22 protein-coding genes are annotated in these 23,024 nt (G+C 35.0%); 15 read left to right on the top strand and 7 right to left on the bottom strand.

Features of this window, described 5'->3' with window-relative positions:
* Positions 1-3: 3 nt before the first annotated feature.
* The 3 genes from HUB92_RS03575 (at position 4) to HUB92_RS03565 (ending at position 5,806) form a co-directional block, all read left to right on the top strand.
* Positions 4-2,358, top strand: a complete 2,355-nt coding sequence (locus tag HUB92_RS03575; protein WP_209472390.1) for a VirB4 family type IV secretion/conjugal transfer ATPase — start codon at positions 4-6, stop codon at positions 2,356-2,358.
* Positions 2,339-5,200, top strand: coding sequence for a hypothetical protein (locus tag HUB92_RS03570; protein ID WP_209472388.1), 2,862 nt, complete (start codon positions 2,339-2,341; stop codon positions 5,198-5,200). The genes HUB92_RS03575 and HUB92_RS03570 overlap by 20 nt, the downstream gene beginning before the upstream one ends.
* Positions 5,201-5,320: 120 nt before the next feature.
* On the top strand, positions 5,321-5,806 hold the full coding sequence (locus HUB92_RS03565; RefSeq protein ID WP_010082090.1) for a WBM0748 family T4SS-associated protein: 486 nt from the start codon (positions 5,321-5,323) through the stop codon (positions 5,804-5,806).
* Here the strand turns inward: HUB92_RS03565 and HUB92_RS03560 are convergent.
* Complete coding sequence (locus tag HUB92_RS03560) at positions 5,803-6,294, bottom strand: SH3 domain-containing protein (RefSeq protein WP_007551030.1); 492 nt, start codon at positions 6,292-6,294, stop codon at positions 5,803-5,805. The genes HUB92_RS03565 and HUB92_RS03560 overlap by 4 nt on opposite strands.
* A gap of 70 nt (positions 6,295-6,364) precedes the next feature.
* On the opposite strand from HUB92_RS03560, the gene HUB92_RS03555 reads away from it, so the two are divergent.
* Complete coding sequence (locus tag HUB92_RS03555) at positions 6,365-7,729, top strand: pyruvate dehydrogenase complex dihydrolipoamide acetyltransferase (RefSeq protein WP_209473373.1); 1,365 nt, start codon at positions 6,365-6,367, stop codon at positions 7,727-7,729.
* Positions 7,730-7,798: 69 nt separating this feature from the next.
* Complete coding sequence (locus tag HUB92_RS03550) at positions 7,799-8,623, top strand: hypothetical protein (RefSeq protein ID WP_209472386.1); 825 nt, start codon at positions 7,799-7,801, stop codon at positions 8,621-8,623.
* A 45-nt stretch (positions 8,624-8,668) separates the two neighbouring features.
* On the opposite strand, the gene HUB92_RS03545 is transcribed toward HUB92_RS03550, so the two are convergent.
* A complete protein-coding gene (locus HUB92_RS03545) occupies positions 8,669-9,889 on the bottom strand; it encodes a KAP family P-loop NTPase fold protein (RefSeq protein WP_209472384.1) in 1,221 nt (406 codons plus the stop codon).
* Between the two features lie 3 nt (positions 9,890-9,892).
* Positions 9,893-10,498, bottom strand: a complete 606-nt coding sequence (recR, locus tag HUB92_RS03540; protein WP_010963080.1) for a recombination mediator RecR — start codon at positions 10,496-10,498, stop codon at positions 9,893-9,895.
* Between the two features lie 396 nt (positions 10,499-10,894).
* Between recR and HUB92_RS06965 the strand changes: the two genes are divergently transcribed.
* Complete coding sequence (locus HUB92_RS06965; protein WP_080717651.1) at positions 10,895-11,005, top strand: WPE palindromic element domain-containing protein; 111 nt, start codon at positions 10,895-10,897, stop codon at positions 11,003-11,005.
* Between the two features lie 599 nt (positions 11,006-11,604).
* On the opposite strand, the gene ndk is transcribed toward HUB92_RS06965, so the two are convergent.
* Positions 11,605-12,024 (bottom strand): nucleoside-diphosphate kinase, encoded by a 420-nt coding sequence (ndk, locus tag HUB92_RS03530; RefSeq protein WP_209472382.1) that lies wholly within the window; start codon positions 12,022-12,024, stop codon positions 11,605-11,607.
* A 113-nt stretch (positions 12,025-12,137) separates the two neighbouring features.
* Between ndk and HUB92_RS03525 the strand changes: the two genes are divergently transcribed.
* From HUB92_RS03525 to HUB92_RS03515, 3 genes are all read left to right on the top strand, one after another.
* Entirely contained in the window at positions 12,138-12,959 is an 822-nt protein-coding gene (locus tag HUB92_RS03525; protein ID WP_209472381.1) for a hypothetical protein, read from the top strand.
* Positions 12,960-13,907: a ferrochelatase gene (gene hemH, locus HUB92_RS03520; RefSeq protein WP_209472379.1), complete on the top strand. Its 948-nt coding sequence runs from the start codon at positions 12,960-12,962 to the stop codon at positions 13,905-13,907.
* A 78-nt stretch (positions 13,908-13,985) separates the two neighbouring features.
* A complete protein-coding gene (locus HUB92_RS03515) occupies positions 13,986-14,783 on the top strand; it encodes a hypothetical protein (protein ID WP_209472377.1) in 798 nt (265 codons plus the stop codon).
* Between the two features lie 3 nt (positions 14,784-14,786).
* Here the strand turns inward: HUB92_RS03515 and gshA are convergent, their stop codons facing one another.
* A complete protein-coding gene (gene gshA, locus HUB92_RS03510) occupies positions 14,787-15,947 on the bottom strand; it encodes a glutamate--cysteine ligase (protein WP_010963085.1) in 1,161 nt (386 codons plus the stop codon).
* Between the two features lie 115 nt (positions 15,948-16,062).
* On the opposite strand from gshA, the gene hslV reads away from it, so the two are divergent.
* The gene (gene hslV / locus HUB92_RS03505) at positions 16,063-16,617 is read left to right on the top strand and encodes an ATP-dependent protease subunit HslV (protein ID WP_006280198.1); all 555 of its coding nucleotides are present in this window, start codon (positions 16,063-16,065) and stop codon (positions 16,615-16,617) included.
* 1 nt (position 16,618) lies between these two features.
* Positions 16,619-18,109 (top strand): ATP-dependent protease ATPase subunit HslU, encoded by a 1,491-nt coding sequence (gene hslU / locus HUB92_RS03500; RefSeq protein WP_209472375.1) that lies wholly within the window; start codon positions 16,619-16,621, stop codon positions 18,107-18,109.
* 68 nt (positions 18,110-18,177) lie between these two features.
* Here the strand turns inward: hslU and HUB92_RS03495 are convergent, their stop codons facing one another.
* Together HUB92_RS03495 and HUB92_RS03490 are read right to left on the bottom strand one after the other, a co-directional pair.
* A complete protein-coding gene (locus HUB92_RS03495) occupies positions 18,178-19,119 on the bottom strand; it encodes an FKBP-type peptidyl-prolyl cis-trans isomerase (protein ID WP_209472373.1) in 942 nt (313 codons plus the stop codon).
* Entirely contained in the window at positions 19,112-20,119 is a 1,008-nt protein-coding gene (locus tag HUB92_RS03490; protein ID WP_010082029.1) for a polyprenyl synthetase family protein, read from the bottom strand. Before HUB92_RS03490 ends, HUB92_RS03495 begins: the two co-directional genes overlap by 8 nt.
* Positions 20,120-20,264: 145 nt before the next feature.
* On the opposite strand from HUB92_RS03490, the gene acpP reads away from it, so the two are divergent.
* From acpP to HUB92_RS07255, 4 genes are all read left to right on the top strand, one after another.
* Positions 20,265-20,525, top strand: a complete 261-nt coding sequence (gene acpP / locus HUB92_RS03485) for an acyl carrier protein (RefSeq protein ID WP_006279836.1) — start codon at positions 20,265-20,267, stop codon at positions 20,523-20,525.
* Between the two features lie 13 nt (positions 20,526-20,538).
* On the top strand, positions 20,539-21,810 hold the full coding sequence (fabF, locus tag HUB92_RS03480) for a beta-ketoacyl-ACP synthase II (protein ID WP_010082030.1): 1,272 nt from the start codon (positions 20,539-20,541) through the stop codon (positions 21,808-21,810).
* A gap of 3 nt (positions 21,811-21,813) precedes the next feature.
* The gene (locus HUB92_RS06960; protein WP_255322260.1) at positions 21,814-21,939 is read left to right on the top strand and encodes a hypothetical protein; all 126 of its coding nucleotides are present in this window, start codon (positions 21,814-21,816) and stop codon (positions 21,937-21,939) included.
* Between the two features lie 122 nt (positions 21,940-22,061).
* On the top strand, positions 22,062-22,886 hold the full coding sequence (locus HUB92_RS07255) for a CPBP family intramembrane glutamic endopeptidase (RefSeq protein WP_458695330.1): 825 nt from the start codon (positions 22,062-22,064) through the stop codon (positions 22,884-22,886).
* Positions 22,887-23,024 lie beyond the last annotated feature (138 nt).

Raw genomic sequence — 23,024 nt, 5'->3', positions numbered from 1 at the left:
CATATGCAGTTAAAAGTACCAACAGTTAACTCTAAGCTTAAAAAAAAGAACAACTTAGCATTACTAGAAAGCATTGATTTAGATTTTGTTCCTTATGCTTGTCATTACGATGAAGAAACCATACTAACAAAACAGGGAGAATTGTTAAAAATAATCAAGTTAGAAGATTATTCTTCTGTTGATAACTACAGCGACCTCAGAACTGAAATTAGAAAAAGCATATCAAAAAATATTAATAGCCTGTGTTTTACCGTTTGGATTCATACCGTTAGAAAGAGCAATAAACTGAGCTTGAAATGGAATAAAACTGAAGACTTCTCTGACAACCTACATTCAACGTGGTTTAATAAACTAACTGATAGTAAATTACAGTATATAAATGAACTATACATTGTAATATTGTTTAGCGATTTTGGCAAGCATACTAATAATTCGTTTTTTTTCAATAGAATAAAGAATAAGCATAAGTTGTCTTTACAAGAAAGCCATCAGGAGTTGCAAAAGATAACTGACGTAATTCAAAATGATTTAGGACCTTTTGGAGCTAAAAAACTGAGTCTAAGGTTTAGTGAAGGTAAAATATATTCTGAAATGATAGAATTTCTCCACTATATTGTTACATTAACGCACAAAGATTATCCAATACATGAAAGGGACCTGTCGCAATATATTAGAAATTTTAAAATAGCTTTTGGTTTCAATACGTTTCAAACAATATTTGAAAATCAACAGAAATTTGGCTCTATTTTCAGCATAAAAGAATACCGGGAAATCTCTTTAGGTAATATAGATAGATGCTTGCAGCTTGAATCTGAATTTATCATTACAGAAATAATGATATTTACTAGTAATAACAAAGCAATAAAAGAATTTAAAAAACAAATCAACATGCTGCAAATTAGTGAGGATAATACCTTACTTAAAAGCTCAGGAATTGAAGAAATAATAGAGCTTGAAAAGACCTCTAGTATAGACTTCTGCCAACAGAAAATTATTTTTACAATATTTGCAGATGATAGGAATAAGTTAGCTGAAAGTATTAGTGATTTATCTTCTATAATGTCATTAGTTGGCTTCATGATGTTTAGAACTGATTTACATATGGAAAGTCATTTTTGGGCACAACTTCCAGGCAATTTTGCTTTTATTACGCAACCGAAAAATATCTTAACAAAATACGCTTGCAGCTTTGCTATGCTGCACGATTTTACGTCAGGTACATTAAAAGGAAGAAGGTGGAAAGAAGCGGTAATGATTTTTTTTTCAAAAAAAGGAAATCCTTACTTCTTTAATTTTCATGGAAAAAGAAATAATGGCCATACTACGATACTCGGAGCTCCAAATTCAGGCAGAACTTCACTCATTAATTTTCTATTATCAGAATCAAGAAAGTTTAACCCAAGAATTGTCATATTGGATAACACTGGAAAATCAATAATTTTTACTAAAGCAGTGAGTGGTAAATATTACATAATCGATCCAAAATATAAGGACAAAAGCCTAAAATTTAATCCACTAAACATTGAAGATAGTGCTTCCAATCGCAATATGTTGGTTGAACTGATCAGAAGAATGGTAGCCGATACGAGCTTGGTGTACGTAGAAGAAAAGATAAGAAAAATTGTGGATTCTATATTTGCTATACCCAAGGAATCACGTTCTATTTCACAAATTTCTGAGGTGCTCTTGCTCCTTGGGGGTAAGATAAGTAGATGGTGTGACGATGGTGACTTTGCTTACTTATTTCAAGATGGTGATGAATCAGATATTGACTGGGAAACAAAAATTATATCTCTCAACACCGCAAACCTTACAAAACAAAAGGAATGTATGTCCGTGATACTTTACTATTTTTTATATTCTTTTGAGGCAAAATGTGATGGCTCGGCTGCAATACTTGTTTTGGATGAAGCATGGGAGATAAGTAATATTTTTCCTACAGAGAAAGAGTTTGATAACTGGATGCAAAGAATGACGGAACTAAATGTTGTAGTAATCCTAAGTACTGAGAATTTAAATCTCGCATTTGCTAGCAAATTTACTCAATATTTAGATAAACATGTTGATACAAGAATCTTGATGCCGAACGTCAATGCAAATAGATTATACATGAAGGCATTTTCTCTATCGAAAGAGGAGCTGAATATAATTCTGCAGACGCCAACACAGGAAGGTTTATTTTTGATAAAACAGTACAAAGGATTAGTAACCTTAAATCTGGATTTGAAGGATATGCAAGAAATACATGTACTTTCAGCTAACAAAGAGACTATAAAGTATATGTATGAGGCAATAAAAGAAAAAGGAGAAGAAGTTAATGAGTGGTTACCGGTATTTTATGAGAAGTGTAAGGCTTAATTTCTTATTGATATTTTTTTTGATACTTGGTCTTTCGTATCAAGGATATGCTGATTGTCCAACATTTGTAGAAAGTAATACTTGGTGGGAAGCAATAGTTGGTGGAGATTGGGTAAAGGAAATTAAGGTGCAAGCAATAAAAGATCAAGGAGTTGATGGTTACTTTAATCCCAAAATTAGAGTATGTGCTTATGATGGACAAAGTTATTGTTATGACTTACAAAGTGGGGAATCCTGCCGCCAGATATATGGAACGCAAGGTACAGGAGCTGGAGTTTCTGCTGCAGCTTTTATCGACTGGGAAGGAGATAAAACAAAAGCTGGAGGAGAAATTGCTCGGGGTCTTAAATGGGAATGGGCAGACGGTGTTACTGATGAGGAAAAAAGAAGATTCGCTAACTCTCCTAAAATATGTGCTTGCAGTCAAAAAGGGGCTTGTATGTCAGGAATTTCTTCATGGGGTTCTAGAGTATTTTTGGGTGAGAATATTTTCCGTCCTGGGGAGATGGAAAAAGTCTGTGATACCTGCTACCAAACGGCAGTAAAATGTGCTCCTGTTCCACTTGCACCTGGCCCCCCTCCATTTTGTGAACAACTTGCAATGTCGCTTCCACAAGTTAGAATTGTTCCTATAACAGATAAAGACAATGATTACTTTAATCCTAAGGTTAAGGTAATCATTGGTGATCTGAAAGGAAGAGACGGAGAGATTGGAGAAAAATTAGATTTCCCTAAAGGGTATGGAGAAAATAAAGCTGAGTGGCGCTCTATTTTAGACAAAGATGGCATCACGTACTACTTCAAAACTTATAGAGAAAAAGATAAGCTCTGCGCTGAATACCTTGGAACTCAAAGTATAGATGAAAACAATCCACAGTTCATCCGCTGTTTTCCTGCACCACCTGCTCCAGAACCTGAGATAGTGGAGATAGTAAATGCAAATACATTGAAAGTAGAAATGAAGATGAGTGAGAGCACTTGTGCTAAAGCACATGGAACCTATAGTAATGGTTCCTGTACTTTTAATGTTAATACTGACCTCAACCATCCTATAAACATTGGCCCCCTATCTTTAAAAGTAGTAAAACCAGCAATAGTAGCAAAAACAACTGATAGTAATATTGATAATATTATAGAAGGTATATTAGAAAGTAATCCGCAACAATTTAAAGTTCTGAAAGAATATGGCTATGTTCCTGATGTGCAAATTAAATGTTCTAAAGGCGGAAGTTTTTATAGTTTTAATGATTTTGAGAAAAAGTTAAAAGACAAATCTATTCAATGTGAATTTAATAACTCTGGGCAGCCGGAAATAGAAGTAAAGTATAAAGGAAATTCTAACAGTAAAATGCTTTGTCTTTCTGGATGGCAGCCAGAACCAGAGGAGTTTGTTCTTAAAAGAGAAAATAAAATAATACCACTAAAATTAATGGGAACAAGATATACTAAATACAATGCTGTTTACTCCAAGGAATCAAATCAGTTCTATTATCTTCCAAGCAAGGAAATAGTTTACCCTTTGAAAGAAACTCAAGAGAGGTTGGATAAAATAATATTTAATAAGCAAGAGTATGTTTTCTTCCCTGATGAAAATGAGCAGAAGAAGGAAGAATGCAGTTATTGTGTGAAGAAAGATAGCAAAATAGACGAAAAATTAAAATCTGGTGAAGGACTGAAAGTAGTATACAAATTGACGGATGTAGAGCATAAAGAAGGATGTGAGCAAGGTGATGATGGTTGCATCTGCTTTGATGGAAAGTGTAGCCGTTCAAAACAATATTTGAATAAAAATGAAGATGATAAGCCATTCTACTTAAGGTATGAGGAAGTGGATTGTAAAGATAAGGATGGTAAAGTATTAAGAGATGAAAAAAATGAAGTACGAAAGTGTACACAATTAAAAGATCAACTGATTAAAGCAAACAGAACAGAGGTTTTTTACGCTGATAAATTGTGTAGGTTCGATTTAGAAGGTCTCAAAAAGAAATTAAAAGAAAAATTAAAAGAGATAATCAAGGAACATCTGAAAAATAAGAAACCAGATCTTGAAAAAAATAATGAAAAATCCTATGATCATAAAAATAAAGATGTTTATACAGATGACTTATCAATAAAATTTGATCGTATTAAAATAGAAGCGTGGGGAAGTGGTGAAGCAGGTCATATACAAGGTAGTGGCTGTGACAATCAAAAATGCCATTCTACTGAAAGCAGAGTAGGGATGCCAGGAGATTATATTAAAGCTAAACTGAAAATCGATCCTAATTATCCTATAATTAAGGTGCAAGTCACAGAGGGAGGGGGTAACCAGGAAAGTAACTTCTCAGATAAGGACGGGGGACCTGTTTTCATAGAAATGTGCAATTCGCAGAAGCAACATTGCCAGCAACTGATTACTGTTGCAGGTGGAGGTGAGTATAGAACATACGGTGGTAAGGGTTATGAGGAAACAGTAATTCATAAGCAAGATTTAAAGCTAGAGGAGAAAATTGTAAAGGCAGATAAACTGAAGTCTACACAAGACAATCAAATAGCATATATAGAAAATGGTGAAATCAAGTATGAAACAGTAGAGTGTGGAAGTGGTTTGAGAAGCAGTAGATCTGGTGCAGGTGGCTGCATTAATAAAAGCAAAGGAATTTATGGTAAAGGCTCTCCAGGGTATGTGAAGATTAGACCTATTATAAAGGAATTTGACGAAGAAGAAATAAATGCTGCTATTAAAAAAGTAATAGAGGATCTATACGATCTTGAAACTATGACTGATTTTTGGGTAGGGGATCTTAACGTGAATATAAGTGGGATAATTAAAGAGGAAGTCAAAAAAGAATTATCAAGGTAAAAAGATATAGCTCTGGAAATGATGCTCTTGTTTTAATAATTAATTAAAGTAAAGCATGTAGTAAATGGTGTAATTGCTGTATCTTAACAAAAAGGTATAACGAATGTAGGAGGGTGCTTTATGTCTCTAAAGAATAAAATTTCTGAGTTAATAGAACAACAATTTAGCATTAAATACCATGACAATTATTTGGCTTACACTATACATAATTGGGCTGCAAGCGAAATATCTGATTCTATTACTTTTTGCATAATTGGTTGTGGAAATTGCAAGATTGGATATCAAGATGTTGCAAAGTCATTCAACATAACAAAAGAAGAAATTGACCAAGGTAATATTGCAAGCATAGAAAGTAAAATAAAAAGTGAAGCTGAAAAATCAGGTAGCGAGTTTTCTGAGTTGATTTCTAGAGTGGATCAATCGCTAAAAGAGCAGAGTGAAAAGTCTATTGTACAAATTTTAGATTCATCCGCTGAGGAGATGTTAAGGAGTTTCTGTGATAGCCCTGTACAGTCTCCAGAGCCTCAAGAACCCTCTGCTTCATCTGAAGAGCATGCTACAGAAGGCCCAGAAACTAGTGTTAATTCAGATCTTTTGTCAACCTAATCAACCCCATATATATGTTTTTTTTGTACCCATGCTTTGCGTTTTGGGGTGGAAAGAAAGCACCATTCTTCGTTGCATTTTTCTATCTTCATCACAACAAACTTGTCTATTTTCATAGTAATCTTGCTGTCTACACTCTGTTTTTGATATCCATAAGTATCTTCTTTTACAATCGCGTAGCGCTTATCACTAAGAAGATTGCCTTTTATCCATCCGCAGTCTTCATCTATATCGCAGACCTTTTTCCAACTCTCAAACTCTTCTATCACTTTCAGGGGCAGATTTTTGCAAGTGTATATCCATTTTACAGGATAGTGAAACCCTGGCCCCGTTCTCATGTTGATCTTATTTGATTTGGTTGAAACAAAGTTGTTAGCAAACAAGCTATGGCTAAATAATAAAAACAATAGGATAATAGTACTGAACCAAGATCCCAGTGTCACGCACTGGGATAACGTGAGGGATAGTGTAACAGACTTATTCATCATAATTCACGATTAGGTTGACATAAGATAAAGAGTAAATTAAAAATTGAATAGATCTTTAAATGCAAAATCAATGCCTATAGAAATATTAATGCCTGCTCTTTCACCGACAATGAGCAAAACTGGAGGAAAAATTGTAAAGTGGCATAAAAAAGAACAAGACAAAGTTGAAGTAGGCGACGTAATTGCTGAGATAGAGACTGATAAAGCCATAATGGAGTTTGAATCTATAGATGAAGGAGTCATAGCAAAAATTTTAGTAACAGGAGGAACAAGTGGCGTGTCTGTAAATCAACCAATAGCTTTAATGCTGGAAGAAGGAGAAGATGAAAGTGCACTTAACAACTATACTTCAACTTCCATCAATAGTGCAGTTAAAAAGGAAGTGACAAAAAGTGCTGTTGATAATCAAAAATCAGAACACCAAGATTTAAACGGAAAGCCAATAAGTAATTCTTCGGTGTCATTCCAGCGCGTGACGCTGGAATCCAACCCCTCAATGTCATCCCAGTGCTTGACACTGGGATCTAGAAAAGAAGAATGGATCCCAGTGTCAGCTACTCAGATGACAGAGGGTTATGCAGAAGGTAGAACAAAAATAAGCCCATTAGCTAAGAAAATAGCTCAAAATGAAGGGGTTAATGTGCAGCAATTAAAAGGTACAGGACCATATGGTCGCATAATTAAGGCTGATGTGTTGGAGTTTTTAGGCAGTGGTATACATACTGAAAGTCCTGAGAAAGATACCATAGTTGAAGTAAGCAACATGCGCCAAGTGATAGCACAGCGCCTGACTGAATCAAAACAGAATGTTCCACATTTTTATTTAACTGTAGATTGCCAGGTTGATAAGTTAATATCGTTAAAAAACGAGATTAACTCAGCAGATGAAAACAATAAAGTAACAATTAATGATCTAATCATAAAAGCTGCAGCTTTCAGCATGAAAAAATTTCCTGATATAAATTCTTCGTGGATAGATAATAAAATACTGAGATATTCAAATATAGATATTTCAATCGCTGTGGCACTTGAAGATGGGCTAATTACTCCTATAGTAAAAAATGCTGATAAAAAGGGTATTTTATCTATATCAAAAGAAGTGAAAGATTTAGTAAGCAGAGCAAGATCTGGAAAATTGAAACCTGAAGAGTTTCAAGGAGGAGGGTTTACTATCTCCAACTTAGGGATGTTTGGTATAAAAGCCTTCAGTGCTATAATCAATCCGCCGCAATCTTGCATTATGGCAGTTGGTGCATCTAAAAAACAACCAATTGTTATGAATGAGAAAATAGAAATAGCAGAAATAATGACAGTAACGCTCTCTGTTGACCATAGAGCAGTTGATGGGGCACTCGGAGCAAAGTTTTTAAATGCCTTTAAGCATTATATAGAGAATCCTCTGGTGATGCTTATTGAAACTGCGGTAATCTATTAGCATTGTTATTACAAAATTAATACCTCTAAGTTTATACTTTTATTAGTTAATAGGTTTAGAGGTAAAAAAATGAATACTACAGTAGAAAAAAATAATCCAAAAATTTTTCCTCAAAATGAAGGAAAGATTAACTCAAAAGGCATGGTTGCCCCACCTGTTCCTCCGAAATCTTCCCAAGCTAAATTTACTGGAATAAAAGCAATTTTTGAGCGAAATGTACCTCATTCTCAAGCAAATGATAGTAATAAAACAGTGAGTAGCAATCTTGGAAGAACATTTGGCCCAACAATGCAAAAACTCATGGAAGACAACATTCATAGCACTCCTAACAAACAACGCCGCAATTCAGGGGATAGTGGTATCAGTGATATTAGTAGCAGCACTTCTGATGATGAGGATAGAACAATAAAAGATAAAATGATGGAAAATGTTAAGCAGGATAACCATCAAAAAAGCTTTGATTTACATAAAGTACAAGCAACTGATGAATTAGAAACCGTAAAATTTCTCAAAACGCTAAGCAAGAAAGAAAGAGAAAAACTTGGTTTTTCTCCTAAACAGCAAAATAACCAAAAGGTTGAGACTAGCAAAAAAACTTATAATCCACTTGATTGGAATCCAATCTATCAAGGTAAAAAGCTCTTTAGCTTAGGCAATATGTCGAGTAATTCGTCTTCATGTAGTGAAAAAAGCAATATTTCAGATGTAAGCGATAAGTCTAATAATTCAAACATTGTTAGATGTAATATTACTAGGAGTAACAGTAAGGAAGACCTTCGTAAACCTGATGCTTCACATAATGACAAATCTGCAGGTAAAAAATTATCTAATGTCAATGTAAGCGAATTAATCAGAAAGTTTGAACAAGGTAATGACATAGTAAAAGGGCGTTAATCAAATGTTACCCTATCTTTGTATATGTAAAGGTAGGGTATCTTTTCAAAATAGTATATCCTTTATAGCTTTGTTAATTTTTGACTCCCTCTCTGCAAAAGCAGTTTCTAGAGAGGTTTTAAGTTTTTCCCATTCTTCTTGACCATTTAGAACTAAAGATTTATATTCATTTTCAATTTTTTCCAATGCTCTTTGATATGAAAAACCTAATTCCTCATATATATCAATATTTATCGATTGCAGTATTACCAAAAATGAAAACAAATTCGGATCAGGTAATTCTTCTCTTGTGTGATTCAGAAGACACAGCTTTATTTTTTTTACGCAGTATTCTATTGTTTTTAACGATAGTGACAGGCTTTCTGCATAAAATATAAAACTATCTACAATCAAATTTTTTGACTTTTTCGGTAATTTAATATTTTCAAATAGTTCTTTTGTAAATTTTTCTATCGGTTGTTTTGGCAAATGTAAAGAGAGATCAGTAAAAGATTTTAGGTCAAAATTTGGTCCAAGTATTGTGCTGATTGCTCTTTGTACATTACTCTTATCTTTACTTACAGAAATAATGAAAACCAGCCCCTCCACATCAAGCATATACTTTATAGATTCCAAAAAATCGACAACGAATTTAGGACGGCACACATCAAGATTATCCACCATTATATAAATGTTTTTGTCTTTTCTGATTTTATGAACCACATCCGCTAACTGTGTTTTAAAATCTCTAGTACTCTCTTTTCTTCTTTGGAGAAGACTTAATTCACTCAAGACAAAACCTATGTCTTTTTTATCAGCCTCTTTTGCAGCATCAAGAAATACTGAAAGCATAGCAAGTGGAGATTTACTGATCAGCTTTCCTAGTGTGTTTAGAGAAAATAGCTCTTGGTTTATGTTCTTGAACTGTTGTATAACACTTCTTTTTACTTTATACGATACAAATAAATCTTCAAATAGGAAATTTAAAAAAGAAGGCAGTGGTTGGTCCAATGCATTGATATCCCATGCACTATAATAAGCTGCAATTTCATTTTGCTGTTTTAACTCTTTTACCCATTCTTTCAAAAAAAACGTCTTGCCCCATCCATCATATCCTTCCAAAGATATTATTGTAAAAGACTGATCAATTGTTTTAATTATATTGTTAAATTTACCTGAAAATTGCTTATAGTTTAGACGGTCATTTTCCCAAGCCACCACTTTAAGTGGTGGCGCTATTTCTTTCTTTTTGAATGTTATTAGCGATATAAGTTTTTTTAAGCACATGTCTTATTTTATATTTAACTCATATTCTTGTCTTGAAGTAAGTGCTATCCTCAGCGTTCCTTCATCAAGATAGTCAATTTCTCCGCCCATTGGTATGCCGCAAGCAAGACGTGATATTTTCACATCCAAATTTTTTAGCAATTCAATTATATATTGTGCAGTAACTTGACCCTCTAATGTCGGATTAATTGCGATAATTATCTCTTCAATTTTAGACTCTGTCACTCTTTTCAGAATAGTGTCAAGGTTGAGTTCTTTTGGACCTATGCCATTTATTGCAGACAATCTGCCACCCAAAACATGGTATAAACCTGAATATATATTTCCTTTTTCAAACGCCCATAGATCGCCTAATTCTTCTACTACACACAGTAACTTAGTGTCACGTTTTGGGTTAGTACAAATAGAACAAGGTGACTTAGTATCTAGATTTCCGCAAACTTCACACTCTATTATAAGATCTGCTAGCTCTTTAATCAAAGATGCAAGTGGTAGCATAACTTTTTCTTTGTTTTGGAGTAAATGTATAACTAACCTGCGTGATGATGATGGCCCTAAACTTGGCAATTTAGAGAAAGCATGAACTAGATTTTTTATGTTAACGTTCATTCAATAAATTCAGAATAGGCAGTCAAATGGTAACATCAAACCCTTTGTAAAGAAAGTGGTAAGTTTCTCTTGATCCCACTTTGATCAGCTATAGAAAAAATTTTTTACTTTAACGAAAAAAATTACTTCCGCACACTTAAAGCCTGATTATAATAGACTTCTTGCATAACCCAAACTAAGTAGAAAAAAGGTATCATCCAAGTAGCTGACACTGGTTCCTTTATGACGGCAGTACCTTCTCCTGTCATCCGAGTAGCCGACTACTTGGATCCAGGAAATTTAACTCTACCAAGTAAATGTACAATAAGAACTAGATTCCAGACTGGAATGACAGCAGTCCTACGTCATACCGCGATTCATTCTCGGTATCTCTAGATCCCGCTAACAAGTAGCGGGATGACGGTTGTCAGGCTAGCTGTCATCCCAGTGCCCAGACACTGGGATCCAGAAATTTTAATTGTAAGTAAGCATACTGGGTTGATAAGTATAAAAGTAGCTAGAAAATAAACATTTTTGATGAGATTATATGGAAAACTGGATGCCAGTGTCAAGCACTGGCATGACGCCCTTCACGGACTTTTAAATTACTTTAGCTATAAATATTAAGAAATTTACCAAATGAAAAAAAAGGCAAAAGAAGCCCTGGGGTTATTATCCGCTTTAAAATATTGGCGTTTTTTATGTTTTAAACGCTTGACAAGCGAGATTCAGCCGCTTTTAATTGCAACTAACTTACGCTGCAAATGTTTAAGAAATTTACTAAGCAGAAAAAAAGACAAAGAATCCCCGAGTTAGCTAGTCTTTTACTATCTCTGTCGAGTATTGGCATTTTTTGATGTCTTGTAACGCTTTATAAGCGCGTTCAGCTTATTTAGATAAAAACCTAGATGTAGATGAAGTTTTGTAAAGACATACAGTATCTATATACTGCAAAAAATTGAACATAAGACGCCGATACATTAAGTAATCCTTACCTTTTAATCTGCAGATTGGCGAAAGCAAATACAATAGCTTCAGTTTCATGATAAGGGGGCTGGCGGAGGGTGTCAAGCAAGTTTTTTCGTTTCTATGTTGTCAGCTACTTGGATGACGCCAATCTGAGTTAACTACACCAACTCACATTCAGCAAAAAAGAAAGCTATCTCCTTACGAGCATTTTCTAGACTATCCGAGCCGTGGACTCTATTTTCACTAATATCATCAGCAAAATCACCCCTGATTGTGCCTTTATCTGCCTGCTTTGGATTGGTAGCTCCCATGATTTGTCTGTATTTACTTACTGCATTTTCACCAACTAAAACTTGAACTACCACAGAACCAGAGGTCATAAACTCTACTAATTCCCCAAAAAAAGGCCTATCTTTATGAATTTCATAAAACAGCTCTGCTTGTTTTTTTGTTAGTAACATCATTTTTTGTGCTGTGATTTTCAGCCCAGATTGTTCGATGTAGGAATTTATATTGCCTGTAATATTATTTTTTACTGCATCAGGTTTTAATATCGAAAGTGTTCTCTCAATTGCCATATTATTTCCTTATATAAAATAGTATATTTATAGATTTATTTTATTGTAAATTTTGATTTGATAAAAGCAGTTTTTTATTTATAGTTAAGAATAAACCATCAAGGAGGTATTGTATGGGTGAATGTTGTAAAAATAACACTACTAAACAAGCTGAGCCTACCACTAAAAAACAAGCTAAATCTACTACTAAAAAATTAGTAAGTAACTTTAAGTCATCACTTTTTTGTGGAACAAAAGGATTTTTAACTTTTAATTTGGCCTTTTTAAGCTTTTTGGAATATAGCTTACATCATAATACAGAATTAAAAAAAGGTGCTGCTTTTGCAATGAAAAGAAACACTATTCCATTTCTTGAAATGACAATCATAGCACCGCTTGTTTGTTTTGCACTGCCAGCTATGCTAGGCAGTATGAGCCTCATGCAATGCGCACTTTTATGTGCTTCCTTAATGATTGCCACATGTTTTATTGTCAGAACTTTTCATCTGCGTGAGAAGTTAATGGAAAAAATCACTAACCATAGTAGAAAAGAAATAGACGCGGAATTTAAGAAAGATACTATAAAATTTCCTATCTTTGATCAAAATAGAAAACACACCGAGTATAATTCGCCTAACTCAGGGCGACTACTGGATGAAACAAATAGCACCTCTCTTTTCGTTAAAGTTTTACTTTTTCCCCTCAAGGTTCTTCTGAATGTCCTGCAAAGTTGTATAATGCTATCTTTAGCTGCTGTTGAACTTCTTGAAACGGTACCAAGTCTTTTTGTCGATACATTTTTCGATTGGAGCTTCACATCTACCAAGAGTAACCTGCAGAGATCAGGTCATTTATTGTATGCAAGTGTAAGAAATTTAGTGCCCATAACTAAATTTGATGAGTGTGTAGCTAATTTTATAGGCACCCCAAAAGTAACTTGTTGTAGTAGTGCGTAGGTGAAAAAGGCAGTTATCTTATTTAACCTTGGCGGACCTAATTCATTGAATGCGGTTCGTCCTTTTTTATTCAACCTTTTTTATGACAGGAGAATAATCAATCTACCGAATCCCTTTCGGTTTCTTTTAGCAAAGTTTATATCTGCGAAACGAGAAAATACTGCACGAGAAATATATGAGCAAATCGGAGGTAAATCGCCGATTTTGGATAATACGAAAGCACAAGTTAATGCTTTAGAACTAAAATTAAATGAAGATAGAAACCATGTATACAAGGTATTCATCTGCATGCGCTACTGGCACCCTTTTGCCGACGAAGTTGTTAAAAGTGTAAAACAATTTGATCCTGACGAAGTAATTCTGTTGCCACTGTATCCACAATATTCAACTACCACAACTCTGTCATCCATCGAGAATTGGCAAAAAAATGCTAAACGGTATGGCCTAAAATGCAATACAAAAATGATTCACCGTTATTATGATAACCAAGATTTTATTGAAGCTCACGCTAATCTGATAGCTAAGTACTATAAATTGGCTAGCAAAATCGGTAAACCAAGAGTCCTATTTTCAGCTCATAGCTTACCTCTTAGTATCATTAAAAAGGGCGACCCTTACGCTTCACAGGTAGAAAGAAGCGTAGAGTTAATAGTAGAAAAGTTAGCTATCAATAACTTAGATTGGTCAATATGTTATCAGAGTAAGATTGGTCCTGTAAAATGGCTAGAGCCAAGCACTGAAAGTGAGCTATTACGCGCAAAAGCTGATGGTGTACCTGTAGTTCTATCACCTATATCTTTTGTTTCTGAGCATTCAGAAACTCTAGTTGAACTTGATATAGAATATAAAGCAATTATCAAGGATGGATATTACTTTCGTGTGCCAACTCTCAGTACCGATCCCTTGTTTATAAAATGCTTAGCCGATTTGTGCATAAATCTCCCTTAAAGTCCTGATTCATAGGGCTTTTCTTTTAGGATTTTATGTGATAGAATAACAGAAAGTTATTATTTTATTAACTATTTTATGCTAAACAAGCTAAAAAAGAAATCTAACACGCCCGCACAAAAGGTACATGATGCTTATAATCATGATATCAGAAAGGTAATCTGCATCACAACAGGTTTAACAGCCCTATTGTGTAAGATTTCACTGCAATTTTGCTGCGAGTTCATTGACAATAATAGATCCAATATCTCCTTTATAAAGAATGTTGCCCGATGGGTGAAATTTCCGACATCTACCCTATACATTGCCCATTCTGCATTTATCTTACGGGATTTGGTAAAAGATTATAAAGACCCTAAGGGTAAAAAAGAATTAGCAAAAATTTTGGGTAAATCGGCTAACCTTGCAAGCAGCACCATAGAAGCATTGATGATGTTGAAAGTCATCCATTTTTTGGCTAGAGGTAATGCAGATGTAACAAGTTATATTAGTTCAACATCAACGATCCTATTTTTGTTCATTTCAGAACCTATAAGCTATTATTATACATGCAAGAAATATCTGGATAATAAGGATCCTGAAAAGTCTGCTAAGTGTAAGAAGGACCTTATTATCAGCACATTAACTTTGTCGTTAGGTTTATTAAACTTCATATTAAGAAGGATAGAAACTCCAACTATACCAATAAACTTGGGTAGTGGTATAATCTATAATTTCAACTTAAGCGTAACAGTCAGCATAATATATAGTGCAGTATTTCTTGCAGTTCAACTTGATAAGTTGTTTAATCAACCTGTCAATGATGATCCTTCCACTGAACTTGATGATGTTCATAATATAAACGGTCATTCTAATGACAGCACTGTAGAGGTATAAGAATTAGGGATGAAAAGATTTTATTTCTACTGCCAACGCTAGTACTGCTAATTTGCTAACAATACTCCAAAGTGATAGAATTTTACCTTCTACAACCTGGCTAACATCATGAAACTCACAGTCAGTGGCATTCAAGCTAGAATATACATCTTTTCTGCTATTACATCGGTATAAGTAACATGTTGAAGTATCTCCTATATAGTATATTAGCGGTTCTGCAGAACTGCTTTTAAACATGTCAATGGTTGGTACACCTTCTTGTATAATAACGCTATTGATTGCTATTCCTTCTTTTATCTTTTTCATTTTATGACGCTTTTTTTTATTGAGGTTTAATATTTCCTCTCCACTTGTTGCTGTTATAATGCCCATCCCATATGTGCCATTGCTTGCTTTGATAAAAACGTAAGGTTGTGTTTTTATTTTATATTCTTCGTATTTTTTTTGCACTAGAGATAATATTTGGTCAACTTTAGTTGCTACTGCTCCTAGTGACAAATCATCATCAAAATCAACTCCATCACAGCTCTCTGTAAGCACAGAAATTAGCCATGGGTCTATTTTAAATTTGCCACAAAACTCAGATGCTAATTCTTGATAGATTTCAAAATACTTAAATTTCTGCCTGCTATGCCAACCGTATAGTGGGCTTGGTACTATATCTTGCTTTACGTCTTTCAGCGTGTCTGGAATGTGGCTCGTCATATCACGGTTCAGTATAATAACATCAGGCACAAATCCTGAAGTTGTCTTTAGCAGAGAGTTTTCTTTCACAACAGTTTCATACTGTTCTATTAAATTGTATACTTCATTATATAAAAGGCCAATTCTAGTCTCAAAACCTGCGAGTTGTAGTATTTTCTCTATAACAAATACGTTTTCTATATACATTTTATTGCGTGTATAATTTTCCGGTATTATAAGAACCTTTTTGTATTGATGTCTTTTAAAATAGCTTTTTATCAATCTTGCTGCCATCGTTCTTGATTCTTCACTTAAGTTATTGAACCCCGCAGGAAATAAATTAGCGTCTACTGGAACGATTTTATAGCCAGAGTTTCTAAGATCTATAGAGCTATAAAATGGCGATGTAAGGCCATTAAATTTTGCTTCGAACCAATTATTTATACTTTTTTCCAAATCTGGGTGAATTATGTTTTGCATCTGCACTTTAAATGTTATAAGGAAGGTATTATATTATAAGCTATAGTTGAACATATTTAGTAAATTTGACTAAAGATTAAAGTATAATGAGATTCTTATTTAAAGTGATAGAAAAATGATTCAACACGATAACAATAAAATGTATGGCACTACTATATTATCAATTAGAAAAGATAAAAGTGTAGTAGTAATAGGTGACGGACAAGTTTCACTGGGCCACACTGTTATAAAATCTGGAGCAAAAAAAGTTAGGCGTCTTTCTGGTGATTCCGTAATTGCTGGATTTGCCGGGGCAACAGCCGACGCATTTACTCTTTTTGAAAGATTAGAATCTAAACTTGACAAGCACCCAGGGCAATTAATGAGAGCATGTGTTGAACTTGCAAAAGACTGGAGAATGGATAAATATCTGAGGAAATTAGAAGCTATGATGATCGTTGCAGATAAATCTATTTCATTAGTAATTACGGGAACAGGTGATGTTCTTGAACCTGAAGATGGAGTCGCAGCTATTGGCTCTGGGGGAAATTTTGCTCTATCTGCAGCAAGAGCTTTAATTGACATTAAAGGAATATCAATAGAGGAAATTGCGAAAAAGGCTATGAAGATAGCTGGCGATATATGTGTTTATACAAATCATAATGTAGTTATTGAAAAGATAGAGGAGTGATATGTCTTCCAAGCAAAAAACTTTATGCACCAATTTTTCCAATCAGCCCATAACCCTTTCAGAAGGGCGGTCTTGTAGTAGTGACACCTACGATGAAAAAGATAACCTCTATAAAGATACTAAGAGTGGTTTTGATTCAAATGACAGCGATGTTCAAGTTAATGACAGCACTCAAGTTTTGTTAGATGACCTGCCACCACAGAAGATAGTTAAAGAATTGGACAGATTCATAATCGGACAGGATGATGCAAAGCGTGCTGTTGCTATTGCGCTCAGAAATCGTTGGCGTCGCAATCAGGTTCCATTTCCATTGCGTGATGAAATCATACCTAAGAATATATTGATGATCGGTCATACAGGGGTTGGTAAAACTGAAATAGCTCGTCGCTTAGCAAAACTTGCCGGTGCACCGTTCATAAAAATTGAGGCAACGAAGTTTACTGAAATAGGGTACGTTGGACGTGACGTTGATTCGATAATACGCGATTTAGTTGATGCAGCAATAGTTTTAGTTAAAGAGAAAGCCCGTAAAGCCTTAGCTAAAAAGGCTTTAATTTTAGCTGAGAAAACAATAGTAAACTCTATGGTAGGCGAAAATGCAACCGAAGAGAGTAAAAAAAATTTTAGAGAAAGGTTGAGGAATAAAGAGTTTGAGGACGGAGAAGTTTCTATTAACGTCAGAGAGAGCAAGAGTATGTTACCTACTTTCGATATACCAGGCATGCCAGGTGGGCAAGTTGGTGTGATGAATGTAACAGAAATAATGGGCAAGATGTTTAACGGGAGCAAAAAAACAAAAACTATTACGGTGAAGGTAAAAGAAGCGCGTGAAATATTAATTAATGAAGAAAGTGAAAGGCTAATGGGTGAAGATAAGATAATCAAAGAAGCCATTGATCTTGTTAGTAATGACGGTATAGTATTTTTGGATGAAATAGACAAAATTGCAGCGCGTACAGAAGTAAAAGGTGAAGTAAACAGAGAAGGAGTGCAACGCGATCTGTTACCATTACTTGAAGGAACAACTGTTACAACTAAGTATGGCCATGTAAAAACAGACTATATATTATTTATTGCATCTGGTGCTTTTCATCAGTCTAAACCATCTGACCTCTTACCGGAATTGCAGGGCAGATTACCGATCAGGGTAGAACTTAAGGCACTTACTCAAGAGGATTTAATAAGAATATTAAAGGAACCAGAATCTAGTTTGTTAAAGCAGTACATAGCTTTAATGAAAACAGAAAATGTGACACTTGAGTTCACTGATGATGGTATAAAAACCATAGCTGAAATAGCGTTTACAGTTAATAGGCAAGTGGAAAATATAGGCGCAAGAAGGCTTCACACTGTCATGGAGAAGCTTTTAGATGAAATAAGTTTCATTGCTTCTGAGAAAAATAGCGAAAAATTCATTATAGACAGCAAGTATGTAAAAGATAAACTTGAGTCAATTTCGAAGCAGCTTGATTTATCTAAGTTTATACTTTAGGAAAAACGAAAAGCCTACTTTAAGTAGTATAGAGAGTGTTCAGAAGATTAGCCAGTAGACCTAAAATTTCAGCTATATTCTTTAGGCTGTTTTTCAACAGTAGAATGGTGTGCTGCGACCTCTTGCTTAACATCTAAGCTTAAGTCAATTATTGAGATATTTTCTTCATCATAATCTATGTCTTTTATTAACATATCGTCAGTAATAGTCAAAAGGTCAGGCGGAGAAAGAATAGTTCTTTTATTACCAGCTCTCATTCCCACAACTCCAAGCTCTATAGCAAGTGGTATTTTTTTATCGCCAACCCTAAATTGCACTGTTTGATCTTTGACTATATATTCCTCATTATGCTCCTTTACGCTATATTTAACCGATATCTCATCACCGCACCTTACTTGTTTTCCAGTCTTGTTAATTAAGTCATTAAAAACCATCAGATTATTTACTGAGTCGGGATATTTATCCTTTACTTCGATCAGTTTGACGTAATAAGAATTAAAATTCATTTTGTTCTCATTGGCAATAGTAACTACACGCTCTCCGCCTTCTTTCATACCTATTACCCCTAAACTCACTTCTTTTAGGTCATCTTGACCTATTTTCAAAGTAACATCAGAAACTTTGCTAGGGAGTGTTGCTGAGTTATTATTAGAAATTTTATATATTTGCAATAGGACTTCCAGGCCACAAAAAGCCTTGCTGCCACTGCCTTCAGTAATTTCATAAAAATTTATTGAATCTTCTTCCTTTTGCTGCGTTATTTCTTCTAAATATTCTGTCAGCCCATGCTTTTCAATATAGCGGTCAAGTGCTGATTCAAGTATTGGCTTCACTAGGTAATGTGCTATCGTCTGTATCAAACCACCATGCGTGGCATTTATCTCATAAAGCTTGTCCTTTTTTTCCGGTTTACCTTTGTTTATATAGACAATAGTAAACACAAAAGCAGAAGTTAAAGTGAGAATCATTACTACGGAAATAAGCATTTGTAATATAATTTTTCTAACCATCTTTCTTTACTTGATTCAATAAATCATATAAATAATTAGTATCCCCTGAAAGCGCACTCAAATTATCCAAGCCTTGTTTAAAGAGGCCGTCTATATAGTCCTCTACTTCACTTTTACCAAGCACAGACATAAGATTATTTGTTTTATCTTGTTCGTAGTCTTCAATATCATCCTTAGCTTGAAAGATAAGCCCTAGATTTATTCCATAGTTATATAACGCTTTACGTTGCTTGTCTGTAGCACCCCCTATTATAGCACCTATTTCACATGAAGCTGCAAATAGTTTTGCGGTTTTCATCAAATGAATTTCTTTTATTTTATCAGCTTGGCCCGACGTCATTCCAGCGTCATACATACAGCCGTACGAATGTTGTAGTTTTAAGGTAGAAAGGGTGTCATGCAAGTAGCTGACACTGGAATCCATTTCATGTTCAGCTCCACTATCGCATGGCTTTTTGCACGAAATGCTTGTAGGCAAAGCCTTCTGGATCCCAGTGTCCGCTACTTGAATGACAGAGGGTTGGGGGCTAAAATCTATATGCTCACTGTTAATATCTAAAGCCTGTCCTCCCACCATTCCCCTAATTCCTATTGCCTGAGAAAGAACTTTTATGATCTCACAGCGTTTCTCATTTAACGAAGATAATACCTCAAAAGCCAGAGTAAGTAGTGCATCTCCGGCAAGCACTGCTGTTGCTTCATCAAATTTTTTATGGCAGCTTAGCTGGCTTCTGCGAGTATCACTGTTGTCCATGCACGGTAAATCATCGTGAATTAGAGAGTAAGCATGAACAAATTCAATTGCTGCAGCAACTGATATTACTTTTTTAGCTTCCGCGTTAAACACTCGCGATGAAGCTACGACTAAAAAGGAGCGTATATGTTTTGCAGGAGCAAGGAGTATATAACGCATAGCTGATATAAGCTTATTCTCGCTATTTTCGGGTAAGAGTTTATTTACTTCTACAATAAGCAAATTTTTTGTTGTTTCGTCTAGCATTTTTGAATTGTTAATTGTTTAGCACGTAACGCTAGCCAGCTAGGGCAGTAGAAAACTTTACTGTAGTTTACCAGTTATAAAAGATATTGCAAACATAAAAATTTTTTATAACATCAAAGAATAGGTTATTTTTTTGGTAAGAAATGTGAATAGCGAACTAGCAAAGAGCACTAGAGAAGACATAGAAGAAAAAGTGAAAAAGATTATACTAGAGCATATTAGTAAGGATGTAGAGAAATTCAACAGCTCTTCAAAGCTTTCGGAGCATGGTACAGACAGCTTAGATGCAGTTGAAATCATCATGGCAGCAGAAGAAGAGTTTGGAATAGAAATTCCAGATGAAGACGCACAAAAAATGGAAACTATGGAGCAAATAGTTGAGTACATTAATAATAAAAAAGGCTAATAGTTAGTGTTAAATGAGCAGAAGAGTAGTAGTCACTGGTGTTGGTTTAATCACTCCACTAGCGGCAGATGTTGACAACACTTGGTCAAGGCTAATAAAAAGTGAGTCTGGTATAAAAGCAATCAATACGGATAGATTTGACTCTTCTGATCTTGCTTGCAAAATTGCAGGGCAGGTGCCGTTGCAATCAGACAACATTGAGCACCATTTCAATCCACTAGATTATATTTCTGAGAAAGACTCAAAAAGGACAGATCGTTTTATCCATTACGGTATTGCAGCAGCTATTCAGGCAGTAGATGATTCATTAATTTTGGAAAGCCAAAATATCAATCGGGAACGTGTTGGTGTGACTATTGGCTCTGGTATAGGTGGTCTTCCGTCAATTCAGGAAAATGTTATTACCATGCAGGAAAAAGGGCCCAGACGTGTCAGTCCATTTTTTGTCCCTGCAAGTCTAATAAATTTGATATCTGGCCATATTTCTATTAAATACGAATTTACAGGTCCAAACGATTCAGCAGTAACCGCATGTGCAACAGGTGCGCATGCAATCATAAACTCAGCAAGAACTATAAAACTTGGTGAAGCGGATGTTATGATTGCAGGTGGAGCAGAAAGTGCACTGTGTAGAGTTGGAATTGCAGGTTTTGCATCTATGAAGGCGTTATCAACTAAATTTAACGATAAACCGGAAGAAGCTTCAAGGCCATGGGATGAAGAACGCGATGGTTTTGTTATGGGTGAAGGAGCAGGTATATTGGTGCTGGAGGAATACGAACATGCGAAAAAAAGGGGGGCAAAAATACATGCTGAACTGGTTGGGTACGGACTCACAGGAGATGCGCACCACATTACAGCACCACATCCAGAAGGAAGAGGCGCATTTAAGGCAATGCAGCTTGCTTTAAAGAGCGCACAAATTAATCCCAATCAAGTAGGGTATATCAATGCACATGGAACTTCAACGCCACTTGGAGATAAAATTGAAGTAATAGCAATGAAACAGTTATTCGGTGACTACGTTTATAAAATACCTGTTTCTTCAACTAAATCTTCTATAGGACATTTACTTGGTGCTGCAGGGAGCGTTGAAGCAATATTCAGTATTCTTGCGTTAAATAATGGAATTATTCCGCCAACCTTAAATTTACACAAGCCTTCAGAAGGATGTGATTTAAATTTTGTACCGTTTAAAGCTCAGGAGCATAAAATTCAATATGCACTTTCTAATTCGTTTGGTTTTGGTGGCACTAATGCATCGCTCATATTTGGACAAGTTTAGTTGATGTCACCCCAGTGTCTTCCTCTTGTCATTCCAGTACCCTCCTCTTGTCATGCAAGCAGCTCTCCTACTGTCATCCCAGCACGTGACACTGGAATGACAAACGGTTGTGAAAGGGAATACATATAAAAATTAAACTATCAATAGCAATTCAAAAAGAAAAAATATTCTATTCATCCCTGAAGAAGTATTTTATTGACAATTTATGAATAAAGATCAATAATGCAGAAAAGGAATTGATGGGCGTATGCATGAATTTAACCACTATTAATTGTACATTATTTGTTGTAATTACATATTTTTTGACGTGCATTATAGCTTGGTGCTTACCTTTCAAAGACATAACATTATTAACAACATTTGTTCCGGCTTCAGTTGCAATTTTGCTAACCATTTATAATAAACAGAAGGTAAGGGATCTTTTTAAACTTAGTTCGCCAAAAAACTGTCTATCAGGGTTTATACTTATTCTGGTAAGTATGCTAATTTCCAATGGTCTTTTGTCAATTTATTGCGGTTTTTCATTTTTCCGAGAGTCTTTTACGTTAGACCGTGTAAAGGATTTGAGTGCAGTTTTGAGTCCATTAGTGATGTTATTTGTTTTATTATCAACCTTTGTGATGTGGATCATTATGTCTCTTGGTGAAGAGATCGGTTGGCGTGGCTATCTTTTGAAAAATCTTAAAAGCAAAATATCAAATTTTTATATCAGAGCAATTATTGTCGGTATTATTTGGTCAGTATGGCACATACCAACTTATGTGGTTGCTGGCTCAGCTTTGTGGAAGGATGGCTTTACATTCCCGACTATTTGTGCTTATACCCTTTATATTTGTGCAATGTCTATAATGTTTACCTGGTTGTTTGAAAAAGACAACTCGATTTGGCCAGTAACTATTGCTCATGCAACAAATAATCTTGTGTATAGTGTTTTGAGCATTCTAATGCCGTCTCCTCCTCTGTCAACTTTCGATGCAGTAATTCGCCTTACATTAGGAGCAGCTGGTTATTTCATTGTTGCAATTGGTGTTATTTGGTTTGATAAAGCTCGAGAGCGTCATTTGAGTAATTCATAGTATAAAATTTCGGGGGCAATTCGCATCAGGTGTCATGCAGGTAGCATGACACTGGGATGATGAGGAAGAAAAAGCAAATTTTGCCTTTTACGGTCAATCTATTATACTTAGTAAGACTTCAATAAACTAATGAATTAT

Source organism: Wolbachia endosymbiont of Wiebesia pumilae, assembly GCF_017869285.1.
Taxonomy (GTDB): domain Bacteria; phylum Pseudomonadota; class Alphaproteobacteria; order Rickettsiales; family Anaplasmataceae; genus Wolbachia; species Wolbachia pipientis.
The sequence above is the reverse complement of the archived record's forward strand: the minus strand, read 5'-3'. Positions and strand labels throughout refer to the sequence as shown.

Coding starts and splice junctions, on each gene's coding strand:
- HUB92_RS03545 (WP_209472384.1), bottom strand. CDS start 9,889: ATGTGCTTAAAAAAACTTATATCGCTAATAACATTCAAAAAGAAAGAA.
- HUB92_RS03560 (WP_007551030.1), bottom strand. CDS start 6,294: ATGATGAATAAGTCTGTTACACTATCCCTCACGTTATCCCAGTGCGTG.
- recR (WP_010963080.1), bottom strand. CDS start 10,498: ATGAACGTTAACATAAAAAATCTAGTTCATGCTTTCTCTAAATTGCCA.
- HUB92_RS03490 (WP_010082029.1), bottom strand. CDS start 20,119: ATGCTAGACGAAACAACAAAAAATTTGCTTATTGTAGAAGTAAATAAA.
- ndk (WP_209472382.1), bottom strand. CDS start 12,024: ATGGCAATTGAGAGAACACTTTCGATATTAAAACCTGATGCAGTAAAA.
- HUB92_RS03525 (WP_209472381.1), top strand. CDS start 12,138: ATGGGTGAATGTTGTAAAAATAACACTACTAAACAAGCTGAGCCTACC.
- gshA (WP_010963085.1), bottom strand. CDS start 15,947: ATGCAAAACATAATTCACCCAGATTTGGAAAAAAGTATAAATAATTGG.
- hslU (WP_209472375.1), top strand. CDS start 16,619: ATGTCTTCCAAGCAAAAAACTTTATGCACCAATTTTTCCAATCAGCCC.
- HUB92_RS03575 (WP_209472390.1), top strand. CDS start 4: ATGCAGTTAAAAGTACCAACAGTTAACTCTAAGCTTAAAAAAAAGAAC.
- HUB92_RS03495 (WP_209472373.1), bottom strand. CDS start 19,119: ATGGTTAGAAAAATTATATTACAAATGCTTATTTCCGTAGTAATGATT.
- HUB92_RS03515 (WP_209472377.1), top strand. CDS start 13,986: ATGCTAAACAAGCTAAAAAAGAAATCTAACACGCCCGCACAAAAGGTA.
- HUB92_RS03570 (WP_209472388.1), top strand. CDS start 2,339: ATGAGAAGTGTAAGGCTTAATTTCTTATTGATATTTTTTTTGATACTT.
- HUB92_RS07255 (WP_458695330.1), top strand. CDS start 22,062: ATGAATTTAACCACTATTAATTGTACATTATTTGTTGTAATTACATAT.
- HUB92_RS06965 (WP_080717651.1), top strand. CDS start 10,895: ATGACGGTTGTCAGGCTAGCTGTCATCCCAGTGCCCAGACACTGGGAT.
- HUB92_RS06960 (WP_255322260.1), top strand. CDS start 21,814: ATGTCACCCCAGTGTCTTCCTCTTGTCATTCCAGTACCCTCCTCTTGT.
- HUB92_RS03555 (WP_209473373.1), top strand. CDS start 6,365: ATGCCTATAGAAATATTAATGCCTGCTCTTTCACCGACAATGAGCAAA.
- hslV (WP_006280198.1), top strand. CDS start 16,063: ATGATTCAACACGATAACAATAAAATGTATGGCACTACTATATTATCA.
- HUB92_RS03565 (WP_010082090.1), top strand. CDS start 5,321: ATGTCTCTAAAGAATAAAATTTCTGAGTTAATAGAACAACAATTTAGC.
- fabF (WP_010082030.1), top strand. CDS start 20,539: ATGAGCAGAAGAGTAGTAGTCACTGGTGTTGGTTTAATCACTCCACTA.
- HUB92_RS03550 (WP_209472386.1), top strand. CDS start 7,799: ATGAATACTACAGTAGAAAAAAATAATCCAAAAATTTTTCCTCAAAAT.